General features: G+C 71.6%; 20 protein-coding genes. 6 read left to right on the forward strand and 14 right to left on the reverse strand.

Going from position 1 to position 22,342, the window contains the following annotated elements; all coding sequences use genetic code 11:
• Nucleotides 1–16: 16 nt before the first annotated feature.
• The 10 genes from ABT369_RS20285 to ABT369_RS20330 all read right to left on the reverse strand — a co-directional run bounded on the left by ABT369_RS20285 (nt 17) and on the right by ABT369_RS20330 (nt 12,096).
• Nucleotides 17–1,714 (reverse strand): sodium/solute symporter, encoded by a 1,698-nt coding sequence (locus tag ABT369_RS20285; RefSeq protein WP_350613894.1) that lies wholly within the window; start codon nt 1,712–1,714, stop codon nt 17–19.
• Entirely contained in the window at nt 1,711–2,091 is a 381-nt protein-coding gene (locus ABT369_RS20290) for a DUF485 domain-containing protein (RefSeq protein ID WP_350613896.1), read from the reverse strand. The genes ABT369_RS20285 and ABT369_RS20290 overlap by 4 nt, the downstream gene beginning before the upstream one ends.
• Before the next feature lie 91 nt (nt 2,092–2,182).
• Nucleotides 2,183–3,967, reverse strand: coding sequence for a DUF4153 domain-containing protein (locus ABT369_RS20295; RefSeq protein WP_350613897.1), 1,785 nt, complete (start codon nt 3,965–3,967; stop codon nt 2,183–2,185).
• A gap of 175 nt (nt 3,968–4,142) precedes the next feature.
• Nucleotides 4,143–5,168 (reverse strand): HAMP domain-containing sensor histidine kinase, encoded by a 1,026-nt coding sequence (locus tag ABT369_RS20300; protein ID WP_350613899.1) that lies wholly within the window; start codon nt 5,166–5,168, stop codon nt 4,143–4,145.
• Nucleotides 5,165–5,860: a response regulator gene (locus ABT369_RS20305; protein WP_350613901.1), complete on the reverse strand. Its 696-nt coding sequence runs from the start codon at nt 5,858–5,860 to the stop codon at nt 5,165–5,167. The genes ABT369_RS20300 and ABT369_RS20305 overlap by 4 nt, the downstream gene beginning before the upstream one ends.
• A gap of 66 nt (nt 5,861–5,926) precedes the next feature.
• Entirely contained in the window at nt 5,927–6,688 is a 762-nt protein-coding gene (locus tag ABT369_RS20310; protein WP_350614046.1) for a LytR/AlgR family response regulator transcription factor, read from the reverse strand.
• Nucleotides 6,689–6,735: 47 nt separating this feature from the next.
• Nucleotides 6,736–7,920 carry a sensor histidine kinase gene (locus tag ABT369_RS20315; protein WP_350613902.1) on the reverse strand — a complete coding sequence of 395 codons (1,185 nt, stop codon included), beginning with the start codon at nt 7,918–7,920 and terminating at the stop codon, nt 6,736–6,738.
• Nucleotides 7,921–8,073: 153 nt separating this feature from the next.
• A complete protein-coding gene (locus tag ABT369_RS20320; protein WP_350613904.1) occupies nt 8,074–9,582 on the reverse strand; it encodes a sugar transferase in 1,509 nt (502 codons plus the stop codon).
• Between the two features lie 208 nt (nt 9,583–9,790).
• Nucleotides 9,791–11,230 carry a DUF2142 domain-containing protein gene (locus ABT369_RS20325; protein ID WP_350613905.1) on the reverse strand — a complete coding sequence of 480 codons (1,440 nt, stop codon included), beginning with the start codon at nt 11,228–11,230 and terminating at the stop codon, nt 9,791–9,793.
• A gap of 5 nt (nt 11,231–11,235) precedes the next feature.
• Nucleotides 11,236–12,096 (reverse strand): Fpg/Nei family DNA glycosylase, encoded by an 861-nt coding sequence (locus tag ABT369_RS20330; RefSeq protein ID WP_350614048.1) that lies wholly within the window; start codon nt 12,094–12,096, stop codon nt 11,236–11,238.
• A 44-nt stretch (nt 12,097–12,140) separates the two neighbouring features.
• Here ABT369_RS20330 and ABT369_RS20335 point away from each other — a divergent pair, with 44 nt between their 5' ends.
• Nucleotides 12,141–13,292 (forward strand): glycosyltransferase family 4 protein, encoded by a 1,152-nt coding sequence (locus ABT369_RS20335; RefSeq protein WP_350613907.1) that lies wholly within the window; start codon nt 12,141–12,143, stop codon nt 13,290–13,292.
• Between the two features lie 8 nt (nt 13,293–13,300).
• Here ABT369_RS20335 and ABT369_RS20340 read toward each other — a convergent pair whose 3' ends face one another.
• A complete protein-coding gene (locus ABT369_RS20340) occupies nt 13,301–14,617 on the reverse strand; it encodes an MATE family efflux transporter (protein ID WP_350613909.1) in 1,317 nt (438 codons plus the stop codon).
• A gap of 120 nt (nt 14,618–14,737) precedes the next feature.
• A complete protein-coding gene (locus tag ABT369_RS20345) occupies nt 14,738–16,174 on the reverse strand; it encodes a GuaB1 family IMP dehydrogenase-related protein (RefSeq protein WP_350613910.1) in 1,437 nt (478 codons plus the stop codon).
• A 106-nt stretch (nt 16,175–16,280) separates the two neighbouring features.
• On the opposite strand from ABT369_RS20345, the gene ABT369_RS20350 reads away from it, so the two are divergent.
• The 3 genes from ABT369_RS20350 to ABT369_RS20360 all read left to right on the forward strand — a co-directional run bounded on the left by ABT369_RS20350 (nt 16,281) and on the right by ABT369_RS20360 (nt 19,278).
• Nucleotides 16,281–16,667 carry a CBS domain-containing protein gene (locus ABT369_RS20350; protein WP_350613912.1) on the forward strand — a complete coding sequence of 129 codons (387 nt, stop codon included), beginning with the start codon at nt 16,281–16,283 and terminating at the stop codon, nt 16,665–16,667.
• A 118-nt stretch (nt 16,668–16,785) separates the two neighbouring features.
• Nucleotides 16,786–17,880 (forward strand): aminotransferase-like domain-containing protein, encoded by a 1,095-nt coding sequence (locus ABT369_RS20355; RefSeq protein ID WP_502891792.1) that lies wholly within the window; start codon nt 16,786–16,788, stop codon nt 17,878–17,880.
• Nucleotides 17,881–18,138: 258 nt separating this feature from the next.
• The gene (locus ABT369_RS20360; protein WP_350613914.1) at nt 18,139–19,278 is read left to right on the forward strand and encodes a magnesium and cobalt transport protein CorA; all 1,140 of its coding nucleotides are present in this window, start codon (nt 18,139–18,141) and stop codon (nt 19,276–19,278) included.
• A 64-nt stretch (nt 19,279–19,342) separates the two neighbouring features.
• Here ABT369_RS20360 and ABT369_RS20365 read toward each other — a convergent pair whose 3' ends face one another.
• On the reverse strand, nt 19,343–19,918 hold the full coding sequence (locus ABT369_RS20365; RefSeq protein ID WP_350613915.1) for a hypothetical protein: 576 nt from the start codon (nt 19,916–19,918) through the stop codon (nt 19,343–19,345).
• A 225-nt stretch (nt 19,919–20,143) separates the two neighbouring features.
• On the opposite strand from ABT369_RS20365, the gene ABT369_RS20370 reads away from it, so the two are divergent.
• Both ABT369_RS20370 and ABT369_RS20375 read left to right on the forward strand, forming a co-directional pair.
• Nucleotides 20,144–20,683 (forward strand): peptidylprolyl isomerase, encoded by a 540-nt coding sequence (locus ABT369_RS20370; RefSeq protein ID WP_350613917.1) that lies wholly within the window; start codon nt 20,144–20,146, stop codon nt 20,681–20,683.
• Between the two features lie 67 nt (nt 20,684–20,750).
• On the forward strand, nt 20,751–21,695 hold the full coding sequence (locus tag ABT369_RS20375; RefSeq protein ID WP_350613918.1) for a rhomboid family intramembrane serine protease: 945 nt from the start codon (nt 20,751–20,753) through the stop codon (nt 21,693–21,695).
• On the opposite strand, the gene ABT369_RS20380 is transcribed toward ABT369_RS20375, so the two are convergent.
• Complete coding sequence (locus tag ABT369_RS20380; RefSeq protein WP_350613919.1) at nt 21,692–22,312, reverse strand: TetR/AcrR family transcriptional regulator; 621 nt, start codon at nt 22,310–22,312, stop codon at nt 21,692–21,694. The two genes, ABT369_RS20375 and ABT369_RS20380, sit on opposite strands and share 4 nt — an antisense overlap.
• Nucleotides 22,313–22,342: the final 30 nt, after the last annotated feature.

Consider the following 22,342-nt stretch of genomic DNA (forward strand, 5'->3'; position numbering starts at 1 on the left):
CTGTCCACCCTCGCCACTACAAACGCAGCGCATCGGGCGCGTGCAGGCGAAGCATGATCGCTCCGACGCCCGCGGGCAAACGGTGCCTTGTCAGCAGGGAGACCAGAATCATGACCAGAAAGGCTAAAGGCACCGACCATGCGGCCGGTTGGGTCGTGAGCACGCCGGCCCAGCCCTCCAGCGGGCCGCCCAGCACGGTGAGCAGCACCGCGGTCGCGGTCGCCCCGCCGCCGACGACGATCCCGGCGGCGGCGCCGATCGCGGTGAGCCCGCGCCACCAGATGCCGAGCACCAGCAGCGGGCAGAAGCTCGACGCGGCGACGGCGAAGGCGAGCCCGACGACCTGGGAGACGTCCAAGGTCGCGACGAACAGGGCGAGCAGGAGCGGTACGACGCCGGCGACCAGCGCGGAGCGGCGGAAGTCGCGGACCGAGCCGTGCCCGAGCACGTCCGTGGACAGCACCCCGGCGACGCTGGTGAGCAGGCCCGAGGAGGCCGAGAGGAACGCGGCGAACGCGCCGGCCGCCACGAGCGCGCTCAGCAGCCGGCCGGTGACGTCCCCGCCGAGCGCGGCCGAGGGCAGCAGGAGCACGACGGCGTCGGTGTTGCCGGTCATGAGCAGCTGCGGGGTGTAGATGCGGCCGAGCGCGCCGTACAGGGTCGGGGTCAGGTAGAACACCCCGACCAGGCCGAGCACGACGAGCGTGGTGCGGCGGGCGGCGGCGCCGTCGGCGTTGGTGTAGAAGCGCACGAGCACGTGGGGCAGGCCCATCGTGCCCAGGAACGTCGCCAGGATGAGCGAGTAGGTGCCGAACAGGTCCTGCGCGGACTCGCCCGGGCGCAGCCACTCGAGCGGGGAGTCCGCGGAGACGGCGGCCACCCGCGGTACCGCCGCCGCCTGGTCGAACACGAGAACCGTGCCCTCGGTGACGGTGTGCTCGCCGGGGGTGAGCACGAGGACGCCGTTGGTCAGCACGCCGTCGACGAGGCCGTGGCCGGTGACCGTCGTCGGCTCGGCAACCGTCAGCCGGGTGTCGTGGTCGATGCCGACGGTCGTCACGGCGGGGAAGCGGGGCCCGTCGGGCGCGGTCAGGGCGGGGCGGCCGTCGTGCTGCCACTGCATGATCAGGAACACGAAGGGCACGGCGAGGGCGGTGAGCTTCAGCCAGTACTGAAACGCCTGCACGAACGTGATGGAGCGCATCCCGCCGAGGGCCACGTTGAGCGTCACCACGACCCCGACCAGCAGCGCACCCAGGGCGTAGGGCGCGCCGGTCACCGTCTGCAGGGTGAGCCCGGCGCCCTGCAGCTGCGGCACCAGGTAGAGCCAGCCGATGAACATCACGAACGCGGTCGCGAGCTTGCGCAGCCGCTTCGAGCGCAGCCGCACCTCGCAGAAGTCCGGCAGCGTGAACGCGCCGGAGCGGCGCAGCGGGGCGGCGACGAAGAGCAGCAGCGCGAGGTAGCCGGCCGCGAAGCCCACGGGATACCACAGCAGGTCGACGCCGTGCTTGAGCACCAGACCCGCTACGCCCAGGAAGCTCGCGGCGGAGAGGTACTCGCCGCTGATCGCGGCCGCGTTCCAGGTCGGGCTGACCATGCGGGAGGCGACCAGGAAGTCGGACGTGGTGCGGGCGAAGCGCAGGCCGTAGAGGCCGATGGCGACGGTCGCGAGCGTGACGAGGACGACCGCCGTCACCGCGTAGGAGCTCACTTCTGGCCGCGGTCTTCGACCAGGGCCACGAACTCCTGCTCATTGCGCTCGGCCAGGTGCACGTAGACGGCGCCGACCAGGTAGAGGAACGGATACGCCAGCACGCCGAGCAGCAGCCACGGCAGCGACACCCCGAAGAGCCGCGCGTTCGCGACCGCCGGCACGACCGCGAAGAGCAGCGGCAGCCCGCCGAGCCCGATCGCGACCACGGCCGAGAGCCGCACGGCCACGGACAGCTGCGCGCGCACCAGCCCGCGGGCGAGCGCGGCGCCGACCGGGCTCTGCTCCTCCAGCTCCGCGCGGGCCCGCGCGGGGTGGATCGGGGCCCGGGAGACGTCACCGAGCACCACCCGGACACGCGGTGTCGACGGCTCCATGGACCGCAGTCTCGCAACGCGCGCGAAACAAAAGCAAGGGCCGACATCCCCCGTTTGAATGTCGGCCCGTGCCCCTTTTCTGGTATTTCCTTCAGTACCGCCGGTAGCAGGGGTAGTCCCCCGGCCCGATCGGTTCCGGAACGATCTGACGCGCGCGGGCCCGGCCGAGGTTCCATCCCCGCCAGTCGTCCCCGTCGTCGGCGAGGTCGCCGGAGATCCCCGACAGCGCGCACTCGCGCTGACCGGCGGGCAGCCGGTCGAGCTCGGGCGTCGCGTCGGCGGAGAGCGTGCTGAGGTACCAGATGTCGGCGTTGCTGCGATTCGCCCGCTCGACGTTGTGCGCGGCGATGAGCCGATCCGGGTTGAGCACCGCGAGCCCGAGCAGCACGACCACCCACAGCGCGACCCCGGCGCGGCCGAGCCACCTCGCCGACGGGGTGAGGCCGGCGACCATCACGAGCACGAACAGCGCGCCCAGCCACAGCTCGACGGCGCTGACGAAGACGCGCAGCCGCGTGAACCCGTACGCCTCCTCGTACACGTTCATCCGCCACAGCGCCGAGCCGACCACCACCAGCGAGCACAGCGCGAGCAGGCCGAGCAGCAGCCGGAGCAGCCCCCGGTCGCCCGGCGGCGCCTTGCGGACGGTCACACCCATGACGCACAGGGTGAGCAGGGTGATGACGAGGAGCTGCCAGAAGCCCTTGCGGGCGTATTCGGCGAACGTCAGCCCGACGGTCCGCATCACGTACCCGCGGTCGCCGAACAGCACCGTGAGCTGGACGGCCACGAAGACCGCGAAGAGCGCCAGCAGGGCCCCGACCGGCACCAGCCACTCGACCCGGCGCACGGGCCGGGCGTTCGCGTCCCGATCGCCGATCGCGGACGGGTTCGCCACGAGGAACGCCCCGCCCAGCGAGAGGCCGGCGGCCGCTGTCGCGACGAGCGCCCACCGCACGACGGTGCCGGCGTCGATCGACGGGATGACCGCGTCGACGACCTTGGCGAAGCCGGGATCGGCGCTGGCGAAGAGGGCGCCGAACACGATGACGAGCGCCACGCCGATGCCGATCGACAGGAGCAGCCGCAGCCCGTTGTTCCCGGCCCGCACCGCTTGAGGCTCCGCGGGCTTGGCGGGTTTGGCAGGGGCGGCCGGGGCGGCGTTGGCGCGCGGGCCGGGGCGGGTCACGCCCGCGGCCGACCAGGGCAGCGCCCGGAACGCGGCGAAGATCAGTGTGAACGGTGCGGCCAGGACGGCCGGGATGCGGCGGTGCCGGCCGACCGCGAGCGCCATGCAGCCGAAGGCGGTCAGCGCGCTCAGGGTGAACAGCCAGCCCGCGGCCCGGAAGAGGCCGACGCCGAGCAGGACCAGCGCGGCCGCGCACCACAGCACCGCCTCGATGCGGGCCCCGAGCCGGGCCGGCGCGCGGGTCACCAGGAGCAGGGCCAGGGGAAGCAGCACGCCGAGGCCCGCGATCGGCCAGCCGATGCCGGGGCGGTCCGGCGGGAGGGCGGCCGCGGCGATCACGGCGGCGGTGAGCGCGCCGTAGAGGACCGGGGTGCCGGCGGCGGGGGTGCGCGTCGGCCACGCCCGCTGCCACAGGGTGGGCGCCGGCGGGCCGAGGAGAACCGGGCTGATCAGGGCGGGATTCGGCAGCAGCGGCGTGATCGGGCGCGGAGGCGGGGGCGGGGGCGCCAGGGCGACCTGACCCGGCTGTCGGCTCGGCGGTTGACTCGGCTGTCGGCTCGGCGGTTGACTCGGCGGTTGGCTCGGCGCCGCGAACGCGCCGGGCTCGGCCCGGCCGGGTGTTCGAGGCCCGTCGGGAGTGCTTGGCGGGTCGGCCGGCTTTGAAGGCTGCTCAGGGGTTTCGGACATAGTCGGCTCCTGAAAATGCGCAAAAGGCGTAAATCACTGACAAGCGGGCGCGCGACGTTGCGCGGCCGGGGCTGGTGCCCGGTCACGAGAAAGGGAAGCGGAGCGTCAGGCGGGCAGAGTCACGCAGGCAGGGTCACGCGGGCAGAGTCACGCGGGCAGAGTCACGCGGGCAGAGTCACGCGGGCAGAGTCACGCGGATTCGGCAGCCCGGGAGGTTGTCCGGCTGCTCGACGACCGCGATGGTGCCGTCGTGCAGCTGGGTCAGCCACTGGGCGATGGCCAGGCCGAGGCCCGTGCCGCCGCCCGAGGGTCGGGCGCCGCGGGTGAAGCGCTCGAAGACGTGCTCGCGCTCGGCGGTCGGGATGCCGGGGCCCTCGTCGGCGACCTCGATCATGACGCGGCCGGGCTCGCGGCGGCCCACGATGGTCACCGTGCCGCCGTCCGGGCTGTGGCGCGCGGCGTTGTCGACGAGGTTGGTCAGGACGTGGTGCAGGCGCGCGCGATCGGCTTTGACCAGCGCGTTCTCCGGGAAGGAGCAGGACAGGTATTCGACCTTGTGCCCGGCCGCCACGGCCTTCACCTCGGCCTCGGCGACGACCTCGTGCAGCAGGTCCTCGATGTGGAACAGCTCGCGGTCCAGCGGCACCACCCCGGCGTCCAGCCGCGAGATGTCCAGCAGCTCGGTCACCAGCCGCCCCAGCCGCTCGGTCTGGGCCAGCGCGGTGCGCAGCGTGGCCGGGTCCGGCTCGGCGACGCCGTCGACGATGTTCTCGAGCATCGCCTGGAGCGCGGAGATCGGGGTGCGCAGCTCGTGCGAGACGTTGGCGATCAGCTCACGGCGCTGCTGGTCGGCCGCGGCGAGCTCGCCCACCATCTGGTTGAAGGCGACCGCGAGCTGGCCGACCTCGTCCTTGGACGTGGCGCGGACGCGGGTCGAGTAGTCCCCGCGGGCCATGGCGCGGGCGGCGGCGGTCATCTCGCGCAGCGGGCGCGTCACCCCGTGGGCGAGCACCTGGGAGGTGAGCAGGCCGGCGGTCAGCGCGATGTACGTCGTGTTCGGCGGAATCCACCCGATCCCGATCCAGAACACCCCGAGCCCGGCGCAGGCCGAGGCGAGCAGCAGCACCGCGAGCTTGAGCTTGATCGACCGCAACGGGTCGAGCGGCCGCGGGAGGAGGTCGACGATCGTCTTCAGCTTCATGCGGACTCCAGTGCGTAACCCACACCGTGGACCGTGCGTATGAGGTCGGCGCCGAGCTTGCGGCGCAGCGCCTTGATGTGGCTGTCGACCGTGCGGGTGCCGGAGGCGTCGGCCCAGCCCCACACCTCGGCGAGCAGCCGCTCGCGGGGCAGCACCGTGCGCGGCCGGGCGGCGAGGTTGACGAGCAGGTCGAACTCGGTCGGCGTCAGGTGCGCCTCGACGCCGGCCCGGGTGACGCGCCGCTGCGCCCGGTTGATCTCGAGGTCGCCGAGGACGATCGGGGTCTGGTTCGGGTCGGGCTGCACCTGGGCGAGGCGCTCGAGGCGGCGCAGCAGCACGTGCACCCGCGCGGCCAGCTCCCGCATCGAGAAGGGCTTGGTCAGGTAGTCGTCGGCCCCGACGGCCAGCCCGACGAGCAGGTCGTTCTCGTCGTCGCGGGCGGTCAGCATCAGCACGGCCACCGGCCGCTCGGCCTGGATTCGGCGGCACACCTCGAGGCCGTCGAAGCCGGGCAGCATCACGTCGAGCACCACGAGGTCGGGGCGCATGAGCCGGGCGGCGGCGACCGCGGCGGGCCCGTCGTGGGCCGTGTCGACGGAGAAGCCCTCGGCCCGCAGGCGCACCGCGATCGACTCCGCGATCATCCGCTCGTCGTCCACCACGAGCACGCGCCTGCGCTCCCCAGCTGTCATAAAGAGGAGCGTAGGGCCCGCACGTGCAGGCACTCAGTCGGCAATGTGCAGGAATTGTGGAGAACCTCAGCTCCAGGACTTCGCCGCTCGCACCAGGCGATCCTTCAGCTCCCGCGTGTGACGCCGGGAAACGGGCAGCTCGTGCTCGTCGATCAGCACGACATAACCGGTGTTGGTCATGCGCAGCTCGGTGATGAGCTTGAGCTGCACGAGGTACGACCGATGGATCCGAACGAACCCGGCATCCGCCCATCGCTCGGCCAGCGTGGCCAGCGAGACGCGCACGAGGTGCGAGGCGTCCGCCGTGTGCAGGCGCGCGTAGTCGCCCTGCGCCTCGACCCACCGCACCGACGAGCGCGGCAGCATCCGGGTCGTGCCCGCGAGCTCCACCGGAATCGTCGGGTCGTCCTGCCGGTCCCGGCGCGCGGCCACGGCCGGATGGGCGGGGACGAGCCGGGTGGCGAGCACCCGGCGGATGGACTCGGCGAGGCGGTCCGCGCGCACGGGCTTGCGCACGTAGTCGGCCACGCCGAGGTCGAACGCCTCGGCGGCGCGGTCGTCGTACGCCGTCACGAACACGACCGCCGGCGGCTTCGCGAACCGGCCCAGGACGCGGGCGAGCTCCATGCCGTCCAGCCCGGGCATGCGGATGTCGAGGAACACCGCGTCGACGTCGGCGTCGCGCAGCACGCGCAGCGCCTCGGTCGCGTCCCCGGCGCAGTGCAGGCGCCCGACGCGGGGGTCGGCGCGCAGCAGGTAGGCGAGCTCGTCGAGGGCGGGCACCTCGTCGTCGACGGCCAGCACGCGGAGAAAGCCGTGCTCAGTCAGAGTGCTCAATGACGGAGGCTTTGCCTCCGGTCCGAATTCGTTCAGCCTCAATGCGATGTCACCCCCGGGTGGAATTTGGGCACGCGCATGCTGACCTTGGTACCGGCGTCGGGCGCGGTCTCGACCACGACGCCGAAGCCGTCACCGAAGACCGAACGTAGCCGATCGTCGACGTTGCGCAACCCCACGTGCTGCCCGGCGTCGGTGGCATCGTCGGCGTTGAGCAGCGCGGCCGGGTCCATGCCGACGCCGTCGTCCTCGACGGTGATGTGGCACTCGGCCCCGGCGTCGCGGGCGACGATGCTGACGGTGCCCATGCCCGGCTTGCGCGAGAGCCCGTGCCGCACGGCGTTCTCGACCAGCGGCTGCAGGCAGAGAAAGGGCAGGGTCACCGGCAGCACCTCGGGCGCGATCTGCAGCCGCACCTGGAGCCGCTCGCCGAAGCGGGCGCGTTCGATGGTGAGGTACCGATCGATCGAACGAAGCTCCTCGGCCAGCGTCGTGAACTCCCCGTGGGCGCGGAAGCTGTACCGCGTGAACTCCGCGAACTCCAGAATGAGCTCCCGGGCCAGCTCGGGGTCGGTGCGCACGAAGCTCGCGATGGCGGTCAGCGCGTTGTAGATGAAGTGCGGGCTGATCTGCGCCCGCAGCGCCCGCACCTCGGCCCGGGCCAGCCGCGCCCGCGAGGTGTCGAGCTCGGCCAGGGCGAGCTGGGTGCCGACCCATCGGGCGGTCTCGGCGGTCGCCTGCACCAGCCCCGGCGCCGGCGGCCCGTCGGAGAGCGCGACGAGCGCGCCCGCGCGCTGGGCCAGGGGCACCACCACCGCGCCCCGGATCGGACAGTCGACGAGGTCGCAGGGCAGCTCCCGGCCGCCGAGCACGGTCGGGCGGCCGGCCGCGACGGCCTTGACCGCCGCGGCGGCGGCGTGGTCGCGATGGTGCTCGCCGACGCCGTCGAACGCGAGGACGCTCCGGGCGTCGGTGAGCGCGATGCCCGCGGCTCCCGTGAGCGTGCGCAGGTGCCGGATGGCCTTGCCGGCCGCGGCCTCGGTGAGCCCGTTGCGCAGCGGCTCGGCGGCGAGTTCGGCGATGTGCAGCACGTCGTACGTCGCGCGCTGGGCCGCGGTCGCGATGGCCCGTCGGCCCCGGTGCCTGATCACCGCGTAGACGGCCCCGCCGAGCGCGCACACGAGCACGACGACGATGAGTCCGGCGGCGAGGTTGGCACCCACGCGGACATCGTGGTCCACCGGGCCGCTCGAGCGGAAGAGCACTCAAGAACCGGGCGAATACCCGGACGGGGTATAAGTCCGAAAAGTCCGATCACGCAGTGTCGGACTTTTCGATCACCGTCCCCGAGGAAGCGCAACGGGAGAGGCGGTCGCTCAGTAGGCGCCCTTGCGGAAGACCACGACCCAGATGGTCCGCCACATCGTGTGGACGTCCATCATCAGCGACCAGTTGTCGACGTAGTACAGGTCCAGCCGCACGGCGTCGTCCCAGCTCAGGTCGCTGCGCCCGGAGACCTGCCACAGGCCCGTGATGCCCGGGCGCACCAGCAGCCGCCGGCGCACGTCGCCGAGGAAGTCGCCGTCCTCGGCGGGCAGCGGCCGCGGCCCGACCAGCGACATCTCGCCCATCAGCACGTTGATCAGCTGCGGCAGCTCGTCGACCGAGGACGCGCGCAGCCAGCGGCCGACCCGGAACACGCGCGGGTCGTTCTTCATCTTGAAGAGCAGCCCGTCGCTCTCGTTCTCGTCCTTGAGCGTCGCGAGGCGGTCCTCGGCGTCGACGTACATCGTGCGCAGCTTCCAGACCCGGAACGTCTTGCCCTCGCGGCCGATGCGCGGCTGGCGGAAGAAGATCGGCCCGGGGTCCGACAGCTTGATGGCCAGCGCGATGAACGGGAAGAACGGCAGGACGAGCAGCAGGCCGAGCAGCGCGAGGATACGGTCGATGATGTTCTTGAACAGCCAGCCGACGCCGGAGAGCTTGGGCTCCTCGACGTAGAGCAGCGGGATGCCCTCGATCGGGCGGATGTGCACGCGCGGCCCGGCGATGTCGGTCAGCTGGGGCGCGACGGCGAGGTCGATGCCGGTGCCCTCGAGCTGCCAGGCGAGCCGCCGCAGCTCCACGGGCTCGGAGCTGGCCGAGCCGCAGACCGCGATCGTGTCGGCGTTGAGCTCGCGGACGAGGGAGAGGATGTCGCGGCCGGCGTGCACGGGCACCGGGGTGACGGTGCTCGGGCGCGGCGCGTAGCCCTCGGTGAGGTGGATGCCGACCGGCACCAGCCCGGAGGCGGGGTCTCGCGCGATCGCCGCGTGCACCTCCAGCGCCTCCTGTAGCGTGCCGATGAGCAGCATGCGATGGGTCGCGAGGTGGAACTTCGTGCGGGCGAAAGCCAGGCCGCGGCGTGCTATGTAGCGGAACACGAGCACGAAGATCAGGCCGAGGACCAGTGCGGCGCCGACCGAGAACCGGGACAGCTGGATCTTGAAGGCGAACGCGGCGAAGGCGACGATCGCCACGACGGTCCAGGACGCGCGCACGACCCGCTTGAACTCGTCCGTGCCGGTGCCGAGGTAGCGGCGGTCATACGCGCCGTGGCCCCACAGGACGCCCAGCCACACGGCGGGCAGCAGCACGTAGACGATGAGGCCGAAGAGGCCCGGCTCGTCCTCGAAGCCGACGTTGGCGTTGGCGAGGGTCGCCTGGGCGATCAGGGAGGACAGCGCCACCGCGCCGACGTCGAGCAGAACCAGGATGGCCGCGTAGGGCCGGTGCCACCGCGCCGCCCGTTTGGTCCGCTGCCAGCCCGATCGCGGCACACCGTTCGGACCCACGGGAGCCGCGGCATGATCGGGAAGAATCTCGAAGCTGTCGAGTTCACCCAAGGTCGATCTCCGGCTCGGCGGGGTGGCCGGACGTTGGAGACTAGCGGTCACCTCAGTGCGTCCTCTCGCGCCGCGACCCAGAAGGCGCGGCACAGCTCTGCTCGGCCGGTTTCGACAAAGTCCGTGGTCGCTGCTGGTTCACGGACACCGGAAAGCACGTCCAAAGTGTCCCATGGCAGCCGGAGCAACCGATGACGACCGGCCGACACTAGTTGCTGAACGTATTCGCTGTCGAGAGCACTGGCGTAGGCCGGACAGAACTCCGCGTGACAATCACCCCGAGTAGCGCAGCACCCACCAAAGCACACAGAAGCGGCACGAGACTGCCGAGCGGAGGGGTCCAGGCGCCGCCGAACGGGTCGAGACCCGCGGAGATCCCGCGCTCGAAGCGGGTCATCACGCGAGCCAGGGCATAGAGCTGCATCGGTACCGTGAGCGCGGCGGCGACGAGCACCACGCGTTCCCGCCAGGGTGAGGCCGACAACCACGCTGAGTAACCAACCGCCGCCGGAGCGAGGAGGACCACGCCGACGCCGAGGGGCATCACGTAGCGGCCGTGGGCGAAGTGGCCGACCTTCGGCGCGAAGTACAGCTCCAGCGCCACCAGCAGCGCCGCGCTGCCGAGGAAGGCGGTCCCGATGCCGAGCCGCAGCCGCCGGTCGCCCAGCACGAGGGCGGGCAGGACCAGGGCGGCGCACAGGAGGTACCACAGCCCGATGACGGCGATCGAGATCGTCGTCTCGCCGTAGTTGAACTGGCCCACGATCTGGCGGGCCCAGAACTCGGCGCGGTCGTGCGCGATGTCGGACAGGATCGCGCCCGTGCTCGTCGGCGGCACCGGCCGGCCCGGCACGAGGTCGCTGCCGCGGGACGCCACGGCCGCCCAGAACACGGCGAACGCGGCGCCGAGCGCGGCCGGGACGGCGAAGGCCCGCCGCAGCAGCACCCGCGGATGCTGCCGGGACACGAGCAGCGCCACGGCGATGGCGGCCAGCGCGAAGAACGGGCCCAGGTCCCGGACGGTGAACAGCAGCAGGGCCCCGACCCCGGCGAGCGCGAACCGGCGATGCAGCAGCGCCACGAAGAGCAGCACGGCCGCGGCGATCTCCAGCCCGTTGGGGTTGATGGAGCCGGCCAGGTTCGCGAGCATCGGGGTCACCACGAGCACGACGGCGAGCCGCTCCAGCCGGCCCGGCGCGATCGCCAGCGCCGCGGCGAGCAGGGCGGCCGCGAGCGCGGCGGACAGCAGCCGGGCCCAGATCAGGCCGGTGCCGTCGGGGCTGATCCGCAGCGGGAGGCCGACGAGGGCGTAGTAGACCGGGCTGTACCGCGCGGCCGCGCTCGGCACCAGCGTGTCGGCCCGGTCGCCGGTGGCCACCAGGCAGCTCGCCGGGTGGTAGTCGGGCTTGTCGATCCAGGTGCAGTCGGCGTTGTCCGGCAGCAGGCTGCGCGGGCCGGTGAACGCGCTGGTGTCGATGCCGCTCGCGTCCGTGGCCCGCTCGTGCGGCAGCCACTGGCCCGTCCACACCGCGTAGGCGCGGACGAGATGCTGCTTCTCGTCGTAGGTCCCGTTCACCGGCAGGGCGAGAGCCCAGGCCGCACCGAGGAGGAAGAACGCGGCGAAAGCCACGAGAAACGCACGACGCACGCCGGTCAGCGTACGAGCTTCGACAGGCGACGGTCCGCCAAGGGCTTCCCGTTGGTCTGGCAGGTGGGGCAGTACTGCAGCGAGGTGTCCGCGAACGAGACCTCCCGGACCGTGTCCCCGCAGACCGGGCACGGCAGCCCGGTGCGCGCGTGCACGGCCAGCCCGGAGCGCTTCTCGGACTTGAGCGTGGCCGCCTTCTGCCCGACCGAGCGCGCGACGGCGTCGGTGAGCACGGTGCGCATCGCCGCGTGCAGCCGGGCCATCGCCTCATCCGTGATCTTGTTGGTGAGCGCGAACGGGGACATCTTGGCGGCGTGCAGGATCTCGTCGGAGTAGGCGTTGCCGACCCCGGCGAGGATCGTCTGGTCGGTGAGGACGCCCTTGATCTGGCCCCGGCGCGAGCGCATTGCCGCCGCGAACTCGTCCTCGCTCACGGCCAGGGCGTCGGGCCCGAGGCGGGACACGCCGGGCACGAGCCGGGGGTCGGTCACGAAGTAGGCCGCGAGGCTCTTCTTCGTCCCCGCCTCGGTCAGGTCGAAGCCGGACTCGTCGTCGAGGCGCACCCGCAGCGCGATCGGGCCGGACCCCGGCTTGAGCGGGGTCTTGGCGTTGAACGTGTCGCGGTAGTGCAGCCAGCCGGCGCGGGCCAGGTGCGTGACCAGGTGCAGGTCCTCGCCGACGTGAATGTCGAGAAACTTGCCGTGCCGGGAGGCGCCGGTGATCGGCTGTCCGGCCGCGGCGGTGATCGGCGGGTCGAAGGTCTTCAGCGCGCTGAGCGAGGAGACCTCGATGCGGTCGATGATGTGGCCGGCGGCGCGCTCCCGCAGGAACGCGGCGAGCGCCTCGACCTCGGGAAGCTCGGGCACCCGTACAGTCTGCCTCACCCCGGGGTCCGTACGCTTTGTTCACCATGAAGGTCGTCGTCGCCCACAACCGCTATGCGTCCGGTCAGCCCTCCGGCGAGAACGTGATCGTCGACGCCGAGATCGCGCAGCTCGGCGCGGCCGGGGTCACCGTGCTGCCGTTCCTGCGCAGCTCCGACGAGATCGGCACGTTCTCCACGGCCCAGAAGGTGCTGCTGCCGCTGTCGCCGATCCGCAACGGAGCGTCGCAGAAGGCGCTCGCCGAGCTGCTGAAGAGCGAGAAGCCGGATGTCGTACATCTTCACAACCCGTATCCACTGCTGTCACCGACGGTGGTGAAGACGGCCCACGCGCACGGCGTCCCGGTCGTGCACACGGTGCACAACTACCGGCAGGTGTGCGCGCCCGGCCTGTACTTCCGCGACGGCCGCATCTGCACCGAGTGCCGCGGCAAGGCGTTCCCGCTGCCGGCCGTGACCCACACGTGCTACCGCGGCTCGAAGGCCCAGTCGGCGGTCATGGCGGCGACGCTGGCCTACCACCGCGGCACGTGGAAGCAGGTCGACCACTTCGTCGCGCTCACGGACCGCATCGCCGCGCACCTGGCCGACTTCGGCATCCCGGCCGAGCGGATCACCGTCAAGCCCAACGGCATCCCCGACGCGGGCGCGGCCCCGGATTCCGGCGAGGGGTTCCTCTACGCCGCCCGGCTCAGCCCCGAGAAGGGCCTGGAGCTGCTGCTGGACGCCTGGTCGCGGCACCCGGACGGGGCGCTCGGCCCGCTGCGGATCGCGGGCGACGGCCCGCTGCGCCCGCTGGCCGAGAAGGCCGCCGCGACCCGCGCGGACGTCACCTACCTCGGCGCCGTCGACAACGCGGCGGTGCGCGCCGAGATCGCCCGGGCGGCGTGCGTGATCGCCGCCTCCACCTGGCACGACGTGCTCCCCACGATCGTCCTCGAGGCGCTGTCGGGCGGGCGGCCGGTGCTCGTCACCGACCGGGGCGGCCTGCCCTACCTGGCCGGCGACGCGGGCTGGGTGGTCGAGCCGGAGCCCGCCGCCCTGGCCGACGGGCTGCTCAAGGCCCGCGAGGGCGCGGCCGCGCTGGCCCCCGTGGCGCGGGCCCGCTTCGAGACGCAGTTCGCCCCGGACGTGCTCATCTCGCGGCTGCTCGACGTGTACCGCGGCGTCATCGGCTGACCAGCGGGTCAGACGTTCTGCGGGGCGGCCGGCCTGGACGGGGCCGGGGTTCCGGCGGGCGGGCCGACCCAGCGCAGGGCGTACATGTAGAGGATCACCATGCAGATCAGCCCCGCGGTCGAGCCCGTCAGCAGGCCCCACGCGGCGCCGTGCAGCCCGCCGTAGTCCGCGCCGAGCGTCAGGCCGCTCAGGGAGACGACGGCGAAGACGACGTACTGCAGGAACAGCATCCGCGCCCGGTGCATCCCGCGCATGGCCGCCGTGAACGGCACCTGCAGCAGGTAGACCGCGCCCTGCAGCGCGATGGGCAGGGCCAGCGGGGCGGCCTCGGAGAACTTGTGGGTGTGCACGAGGACGAAGGACACGATCGGCCAGATGATCAGCACCATGAGCGCGCCCAGCACCGCGAACGCGGTCGCGAGCGTGCGGGTCTGACGGCGCAGGGCGGCCGCGGCCTCGACCCCCTCCGGGCCCGGCTTGGCCGCGTCGGCGGCGTTGCGCGAGGCCCTCGGCACCAGCAGGCTCTGGACGGCCGTGATCAGGTTTTGTACCGGCTGCAGCTGCACCGTCTGCACGAAGCGCAGGTTGCCCAGGTCGACCTTGGACAGGCGCCCGGCGACCACGAAACTGATCGCCAGCACCTGCACCTGGGCGACGATCGCGGTGATCGTGAACCAGCTCGAGAGGTGGCGGGTCTCCGCCAGCCAGGCGAGCGGGCTGCCCTGCCACGGCAGCCGCTTCTCGCGCAGCAGGTAGACCGTGATGCCCGCTGTCGCGCCGAGCCCCCAGACCGCGAGCAGGCCGCCGGCGCTGGAGCTGTGCGTGACGATCATGATCGCGACCATGACCGCCTGGGTGCCCGCCCACACGAGGTCGATGCCGAGCGCCTTGTCGGGCCGCCGGTCGGCCAGGTAGTCGCAGCGGGCGGTGTCGTGCAGCATGATCGGGATCATGAACGGGGCAAGCCAGATGAGATCGTGCAGGTCGATCTCGCCCCGGTTCGGCCACAACGCCCACAGCACCGCGAAGACGACGGTGGTGATGAGACCGGAGCACAGCGCGGTGGCCAGGCCGTTGCGGGCCAGGCGGATGCGCGGATCCCCGTCGTAGCGCGACGCGAGCGCGAGCAGGACGTCGCCGACGATGGCTCGGTTGAGGTACATCGCGAAGTATCCGACGGCGAGCGCCAGCGCCAGGGCGCCGAACTGCTCCTTCGGCAGCAGAATGCCGCCCAGGAGCGTGTTCGCCGAGTTGGCCGCGGCGATGACGACCTGGTCGAGCAGTCCCGCCCCGACGAAGCGTGACGCGCCGCGAAGACCCTGCAAGCGGCGCAGCAACGGCCGTGGCGTCACAAGCCGAGGGGGTCGCGAGCGAGGTTCACGACGTGCACCTTACGTGACCTACGGGACACCGGACCATCCGGTCTTTGAGGTAATTTTGAGGGTTTACCAGCTAACATCGAGAGGTTTGCCCTCGGCGTAGCCGGCCGCGCTCTGCACACCCACCGTGGCGCGCGCGGCGAACTCGGCCAGGTCCGCGGCGCCCGCATACGTGCACGCGCTGCGCACGCCGGCCACGATCTCGTCGAGGATGTCCTCCACGCCCGGGCGGCGCGGGTCGAGATACATCCGCGAGGACGAGATCCCCTCCTCGAACAGTGCCTTGCGGGCCCGCTCGTAGACGCTGTCGTCGGCGGTGCGGCGGCTCACGGCCCGGGCCGAGGCCATGCCGAAGTTCTCCTTGTAGAGCCGGCCGTCGGGGTCGCGCCGCGGATCGCCGGGCGACTCGTGGGTGCCGGCCAGCCACGACCCGATCATCACGTTGGACGCGCCCGCGGCGAGGGCCAGGGCCACGTCCCGCGGGTGGCGCACGCCGCCGTCGGCCCACACGTGCCCGCCGTGGCGCCGCGCCTCCTCCGCGCACTCGAGCACCGCGGAGAACTGGGGCCGGCCGACGCCGGTCATCATCCGCGTGGTGCACATGGCGCCGGGGCCGACGCCGACCTTGACGATGTCGGCGCCCGCGGCGAGCAGGTCGGCGGTGCCCTCGGCGGTGACCACGTTGCCGGCGACGATCGGCACGGACGGGTTGAGCGCCCGCACCGCGCGCAGGGTGCTGATCATCCGCTCCTGGTGGCCGTGGGCGGTGTCCACGACGAGCACGTCGACCCCGGCGGCGAGCAGCTTGTCCGCGCGGCCGGCGGCGTCGCCGGTGATGCCGATGGCGGCGCCGATGCGCAGCCGGCCCTCGGCGTCGACGGCGGGGGAGTAGAGCGTGGCGCGCAGGGCGGCGTTGCGGGTGAGGATGCCGACCAGCCGGCCGGCCGAGTCGATCACCGGGGCGAGGCGGTGGTGCCCGGCCGCCAGGCGGTTGAACGCCTCCTCGGGGGTCACGTCGTGGGGCAGGGTGAGCAGGTTGCGCGACATGACGCCGCCCAGCTGGCTGAAGCGGTCCACGTCGACGCAGTCGGCCTCGGTGACCACGCCGACCGGGCGGCCGTCCTCGACGACGATCACCGCGCCGTGGGCCCGCTTCGGCAGCAGGTCGAGGGCGAGCGAGACGGTCTCGGTCGGGCCGAGGGTGATCGGGGTGTCGTGCACGAGGTGGCGCTGCTTGACCCACGACACCGCCTCGCCCACGACGTCGATCGGGATGTCCTGCGGGATGATCGCGATGCTGCCGCGGCGGGCCACGGTCTCGGCCATGCGGCGCCCGGCGACGGCGGTCATGTTCGACACGATGATCGGGATCGTGGTCCCGCTGCCGTCACCCGTGGTGAGATCTACCTGCATCCGCGACTCCACGGCCGAGCGACTCGGCACCATGAAGACGTCGTCGTAGGTCAGCTCGTGCCCGGGCGTCTGGTCGTTGAGAAACCGCACGTTGCGCAACTGTATCTCCCCGCACCGGCGAGTGAGCGGGTCTTGAGACTTCGCGCCCGGCACGGGATCATGTGGCGTAACCGTGCCCTTGCGAGGAGTGATCACCATGCAGGTACACGAAGCGATGTCCACGGCCGTCGTGCAGCTCGGCCCCGACCACACCCTGCGGCAGGCCGCGGCGCTCATGGCGCGGCGGAAGGTCGGCTCGGCGATCGTCGCCGATCCCGACGGCGCTGGCATCGGCATCATCACCGAGCGGGACATTCTCAACGCGATCGGCACCGACCTCGATCCCGACGTCGAGCGCGCGGCCGACCACATCACCTGGGAGGTCGTCTACGCGAGCCCGTCGTGGACGATCGAGGAGGCCGCGGCCGCGATGGTCCGCGGCGGCTTCCGTCACCTGGTCGTGCTCGACGGCGACGATGTGTTGGGAGTCATTTCCGTGCGCGACATCATGCGAGTCTGGGTCCAGACGACGATCTCGGCGTGAATCTTGGCGCGCCGGGGCTCTCCGGCCGCAAGAACCTCGGAAACGGCCGGCTCACACCCCAGGTGGAGGGCGGGAACTCGGCTGAACGGCCAGCGGTCGCGTGCGTAGGCTGCCAGGCATGCAGCTGATTTCTTTCGCTCGTGGCGCGCCCAGTCTCGACATCATCAACGTCGACGGGCTCAAGGCCGCCGCGGTCCGCGCCTTCGAGACCGACCCGGCCGGCATCACGGCCTACGGCACGTCCGTGGGCTACCTTCCGCTGCGCACGTGGATCGCCGAGAAGCACGGCGTGGAGGCCGACCAGGTCATCGTCACCAACGGCTCGATGCAGGCCGACGCCCTGCTCTTCGAGCAGTTGGTGAAGCCGGGCGACGCCGTGATCGTGGAGAAGCCGACGTATGACCGCACGCTGCTGAACCTGCGCAACCTGGGGGCCGAGGTCCACCCGGTGACGCTGGAGGCGGACGGCATCGACGTCGCGGAGCTGCGTGCGCTGCTGGAGAGCGGGGTCCGCCCGGTCCTGGCGCACATCATTCCCAACTTCCAGAACCCGGCGGGTGTCACCCTGTCGGCGGAGAAGCGCACCGCGCTGCTGGCGCTCGCGCAGGAGTTCGGCTTCACGATCTTCGAGGACGACCCCTACGCGGAGATCCGCTGGCGGGGCGAGAAGCTGCCGTCGATGCTCGAGCAGGACACCGCGGGCGTCGTGGTGCACGCAAGCTCGTTCACCAAGACCATCGCGCCGGGCCTGCGGGTCGGCTACCTGGTCGGGCCGAAGGCGACGATCGGCGGCATCGCGAAGCGGGCCACGACGATCTACATCTCGCCGAGCATGGTGGCCGAGGCCATCGTGCACCAGTTCTGCGCCAGCGGCGACGTCACGCGCTCGATCGAGAAGGTCAGCGCGACGCTGGGCGAGCGGGCCCGCCTGCTGGGCGAGAGCCTGCGCAAGCACATCCCGGACGCCACCTTCGTGGAGCCGGACGGCGGCTACTTCCTCTGGGTGGAGCTGCCGGAGGACATCGACACCACCGAGCTCGAGAAGGTGGCGGCCAAGGACTTCGGCGTGGCCGTGGTCAAGGGCTCCGACTTCCTGCTCGACGGCGGTCGGCACTCGGTGCGGCTGGCCTTCTCGGCGGTGCTCAACGACGAGGTCGACGAGGGTGTCCAGCGCTTGGCCGCGGCGATCGAAGCCGTGCGCAAGTCGGCCTGAGGCAGCACAATCGCGCAGAAATACCCGTTCCAAGGAACCTGACACCAAACCGTGATGGTGGGGGTGGTTCCGCCGGCGGTACCGGATGGATCAAAATCCAGCCCGGCGCGCTTTCCAAAGCGAGCGCCGCAGGCATCACCCCCCGCCCCCCAACGGCACCGGGTGGGCCGACCGCGCCCCCACCCCCCCCACCTGCGGTCGGTCCGCCCGGTGCCAACATCGCGCGGGCCGGCCCCTCGTCCCACCCGGGAGGTCGAGATGGCCGACGAACAGCACCCCAACTCCGGTCCGCTGCAGCGCGCGCTGTCTCGGCCGGTGCGGGCGATGTCGCGGATGCTCAACAACTCCGCCCCGCCGGCGGCCAAGCCCGCGGCCGCGCCGGGCCACAGCGCGATCGTGGACTGCGCGCTCTACGTGGACGGCATCCGCCAGCCCGGCGAGCGCACCTACGCCGAGGCCCTGCACGCCGCCCGCCGGCACCGGGGCTTCGTGTGGATCGGGCTCAAGGAGCCGCAGGCCGCGGAGATGGCGGCGATCGCGGAGACGTTCCAGCTGCACGAGCTCGCGGTCGAGGACGCCGTGCAGTCGCGGCAGCGGCCGAAGGTCGAGCGCTACGGCGAGATGACCTTCCTGACCATGCGCACGGCCCGATACGTCGAGCACGACGAGCTGACCGACACCAGCGAGGTGGTCGAGACCGGCGACGTGCTGATGTTCATCGGCGAGCACTTCATCATCACCGTGCGGCACGGCGACGCCAGCCGCCTCGCGCCGGTCCGCTCGGGGTTGGAGCGTCGGCAGGAGGTGCTGGCCCGCGGCCCGTGGGCGGTCGCCTACGCGGTCGCCGACAGCGTGGTCGACACGCTCGTCGACGTCGCGCAGAACATCGAGGAGGACGTCGCCGCGGTCGAGGACCAGGTCTTCAGCCCCCAGGGCAACCGGGGCCGCCGCAGCGCCGACCGCATCCAGCGCGTCTACCAGCTCAAGCGCGAGCTGATGGAGTTCAAGCGGGCCGTGCTGCCGCTCCAGCGCCCGATGAACGGCCTGGTCGCGAGCCAGGTGGCCGATCTGCCGGACGAGATCCGCAGCTACTTCCGCGACGTGGCCGACAACCTGGCACGGGCGGTCGAGCAGGTGCTCTACCTGGACGACGTCATCAACTCGGTGCTGGCGGCCCGCCTGGCCCAGGTGAGCGTCGACCAGAACAACGACATGCGCAAGATCGCGGCGTGGGCCGCCATCGCCGCGGTGATCACGTCGATCGCCGGCATCTACGGCATGAACTTCGACTCCATGCCCGAGATCCACTGGGAATTCGGCTATCCGGGCGTGATGGCCCTGATGGTGGGCAGCAGCGGCGCCCTGTTCTGGGGCTTCCGCCGCAGCGGCTGGCTCTAGAGATACACAGGTGGCCCGTCCCCCGTGGCCGGGGACGGGCCAGTCCATGTGCGATCAGGCCGTGCTAGGAGCGGCTGTTCTTCGAGGCGGCGTACTCCCCGCCGCTCGTCGGCCCGTCGTTCGGGCTCTTGTGGCCGATCAGGTCGGAAGCGCGATCCTTCGCCTGCTCGCCCATCGTCTTGGCCTTGTCGATGCCGGCGTCCATCGTGGACTTGGCGGCACCGAGCATCGACCCCGTGTCGCCGGTCGTGCGCGTCGAGCCGTACTCGTCCCAGCTCTGCTCGTTGCGCCGGCGACGCATGAACGCGGCCGCGGCACCCACCGCCGCCCCGGCGACCACCAGGCCGCCGATCGCCATCGGCATGCGCCGTGACGACTTGCGCTCGTTGCGCGCGATCTTGTTCCGGCCCTTGCGGCTCATCTTCTCGGCCTTGCGCCCGGCCTGCTTCCCGCGCTCGCGCGCGATCACTATGACCGACTCCATGCCGCCCATGGCCCGGTTGACACCGCTGTCCAGCCGCGGCTTCACCGCCTTGCGAGCGGCGTCGACGCGTGGCGCCAAGGCGCCCGAAGCGCCATCGGCGGCATGCGCCGCGGCCATCCGCAGGTGATCCAGGCTCTCCCCGATCTCGTCCCGCATGAGCCGGGTGTGCGACTGCACCTGACGACGTCGAAACACTTGCTCCACCTCCCGAGGCGCGAAATCCCGTCCTTCCCCGGTTACCCCGATCCGACCAGGGGGAACCTCACGACCAGGACCGCTGGTGTTGATCCTGCATCGAACCGGGGGTCCGTACACCCCGAACCGGCAGAATCCCCGTCGGATACCGTGATGACGGAATGTCACCAAGGAAAGGGAGAACTGGTGGCCGAGCAACTGTTCGCGACGCTGCACACGAATGTCGGCGATATCCGGCTTGAGCTGTTCCCCACCCGCGCCCCGAAGACCGTGCGCAACTTCGTGGAGCTCGCCGAGGGCACCAAGGACTACACGGACCCCCGCACGGGCGAGGCCGGCAAGGGCCCGTACTACGACGGCGTCATCTTCCACCGCGTGATCAGCGGCTTCATGATCCAGGGTGGCGACCCGACGGGCACCGGCACCGGCGGCCCGGGCTACAACTTCAACGACGAGATTCACCCGGAGCTGCAGTTCAACCGGCCCTACCTGCTGGCCATGGCCAACGCCGGCGTGCGCTTCGGCCAGGGCACCAACGGCTCGCAGTTCTTCGTCACGGTCGGGCCGACCCCGCACCTCAACGGCAAGCACACCATCTTCGGTGAGGTCACGGACGAGGCCTCCCGCAAGGTCGTCGACCAGATCGCGACCACCCAGACCGGCCGCATGGACCGCCCGGTGAACGACATCGTGATCAACAGCGTCACGGTCGAGCGCACCAGCTGAACGACGCGCCGACGGACGGGACCGCGCGCCGCCGGGCATCGGGTGAGTGCTGGCTAACCTTGTCAGCATGACTCAGCCGCCGGCGAACGTGGTCCCCGTCTGCTACCGGCACACCGATCGCGAGACGTATGTCCGGTGCACCCGGTGCGACCGGCCGATCTGCCCCGACTGCATGAACGAGGCATCGGTCGGTTTCCAGTGCCCGGACTGCGTCCGCGAGGGGAACCGGACCCAGCGGCAGGCGCGCACGGCGTTCGGCGGCACCCAGGCCGGCACGGCCGGCACGGTCACCATCACGCTCATCGTGATCAACGTGCTGGTCTTCATCATCGGGATCATCAGCGCGGGCCGCGGCGCCGCGGGCGGCCTCGGCGGTGGCGGACTGGGCGGCCTGCTCGGCGGCTCGACACCGCTGCACGAGTGGGGCGCCGAGGTGCCCTACTTCACCGCTCGCGGCTCCGACATCCGGCTGCCCGGCCGCAGCGTCGCCGACGGTGACTTCTACCAGATCTTCACGTCCATGTTCCTGCACTTCGGGCTGCTGCACCTGGCGATGAACATGTGGGCGCTGTGGATTCTGGGCCGGCCCCTGGAGGCGGCGCTCGGACGGATTCGCTTCCTGGCGTTGTACCTGCTGTGCGGCCTCGGCGGCGGTGTGCTCGTGTTCCTCCTCGCCGCACCGAACTCACAGAGCGCCGGCGCCTCGGGCGCTGTCTTCGGCATGTTCTCGGCGCTCATCGTGATCCTGCGCAAGCTCAAGCTCAGCATCGCCAGCGTGGTGCCCGTGCTGATCTTCAACCTCGTGGTGACGTTCAGCTTCAGCAACTACATCTCCTGGCAGGCGCACGTCGGCGGGCTGATCGTCGGGGCGGTGGTGGCCGCCGGGTTCGCCTACGCCCCACCCAAACAGCGCACGGCCATGCAGGTCGCGACGGTGGTGGGCACCGTGCTGCTGCTCGGCGCGCTCATCGGCATCGGCCTGGCCCAGGTGCCGGCCGTGGGAACGGCCTAGGCGCGCCAGACCCGGCCCTGCAGCAGCGCGTCGGCGCCGACCCAGACGAAGTTCATCATGCGGGTCGCGGTGTGCTCCGGGTCCTCGTCCGCGTGGTCGGCGAGCCAGTCCGCGAGCGACTCGGCCGCGCCCACGTAGGCGAAGGCCATCGCGAGGAAGTCGTCGGCCACCGCGGTGCGGTTCGCCTCGGCCTGGGCCCAGGCGCCCTCGAGCAGCCCGGCGACGACCTCGACGATCCGGGTGCGCATCGCCGAGAGCTCGGCGGCGAAGGGCGGCTCGCTGCGGGCCTGGCGGTAGAGCACCTGCCAGCCGTCGCGGTGCGCGCCGACGAAGGCGAAGAACGCCCGCAGCCCGTTCCACAGCTGCTCGTCGGGGCGGGCGGTGGGCACGACCCCGGCCGCGACCGCCTCCATCAGCCGGGTCGCCTCGCGCTGCAGGCAGGCCAGGAACAGCTCGTCCTTGGTGCCGAGGTACGCGTACACCATCGGCTTCGAGATGCCGGCCACCTCCGCGATCTCGTCCATCGACGCGGCGTGGAACCCGCGCCTGGAGAAGACCTTGACCGCAGCGTCGAGCATCTGCTGCTCACGCACGACGCGGGGGAGCCGTTTCAGCATCTTGCCACCTTACCTACTCGTGCGTAAGGT

The organism is Dactylosporangium sp. NPDC000244 (assembly GCF_040300725.1).
GTDB lineage: Bacteria > Actinomycetota > Actinomycetes > Mycobacteriales > Micromonosporaceae > Dactylosporangium.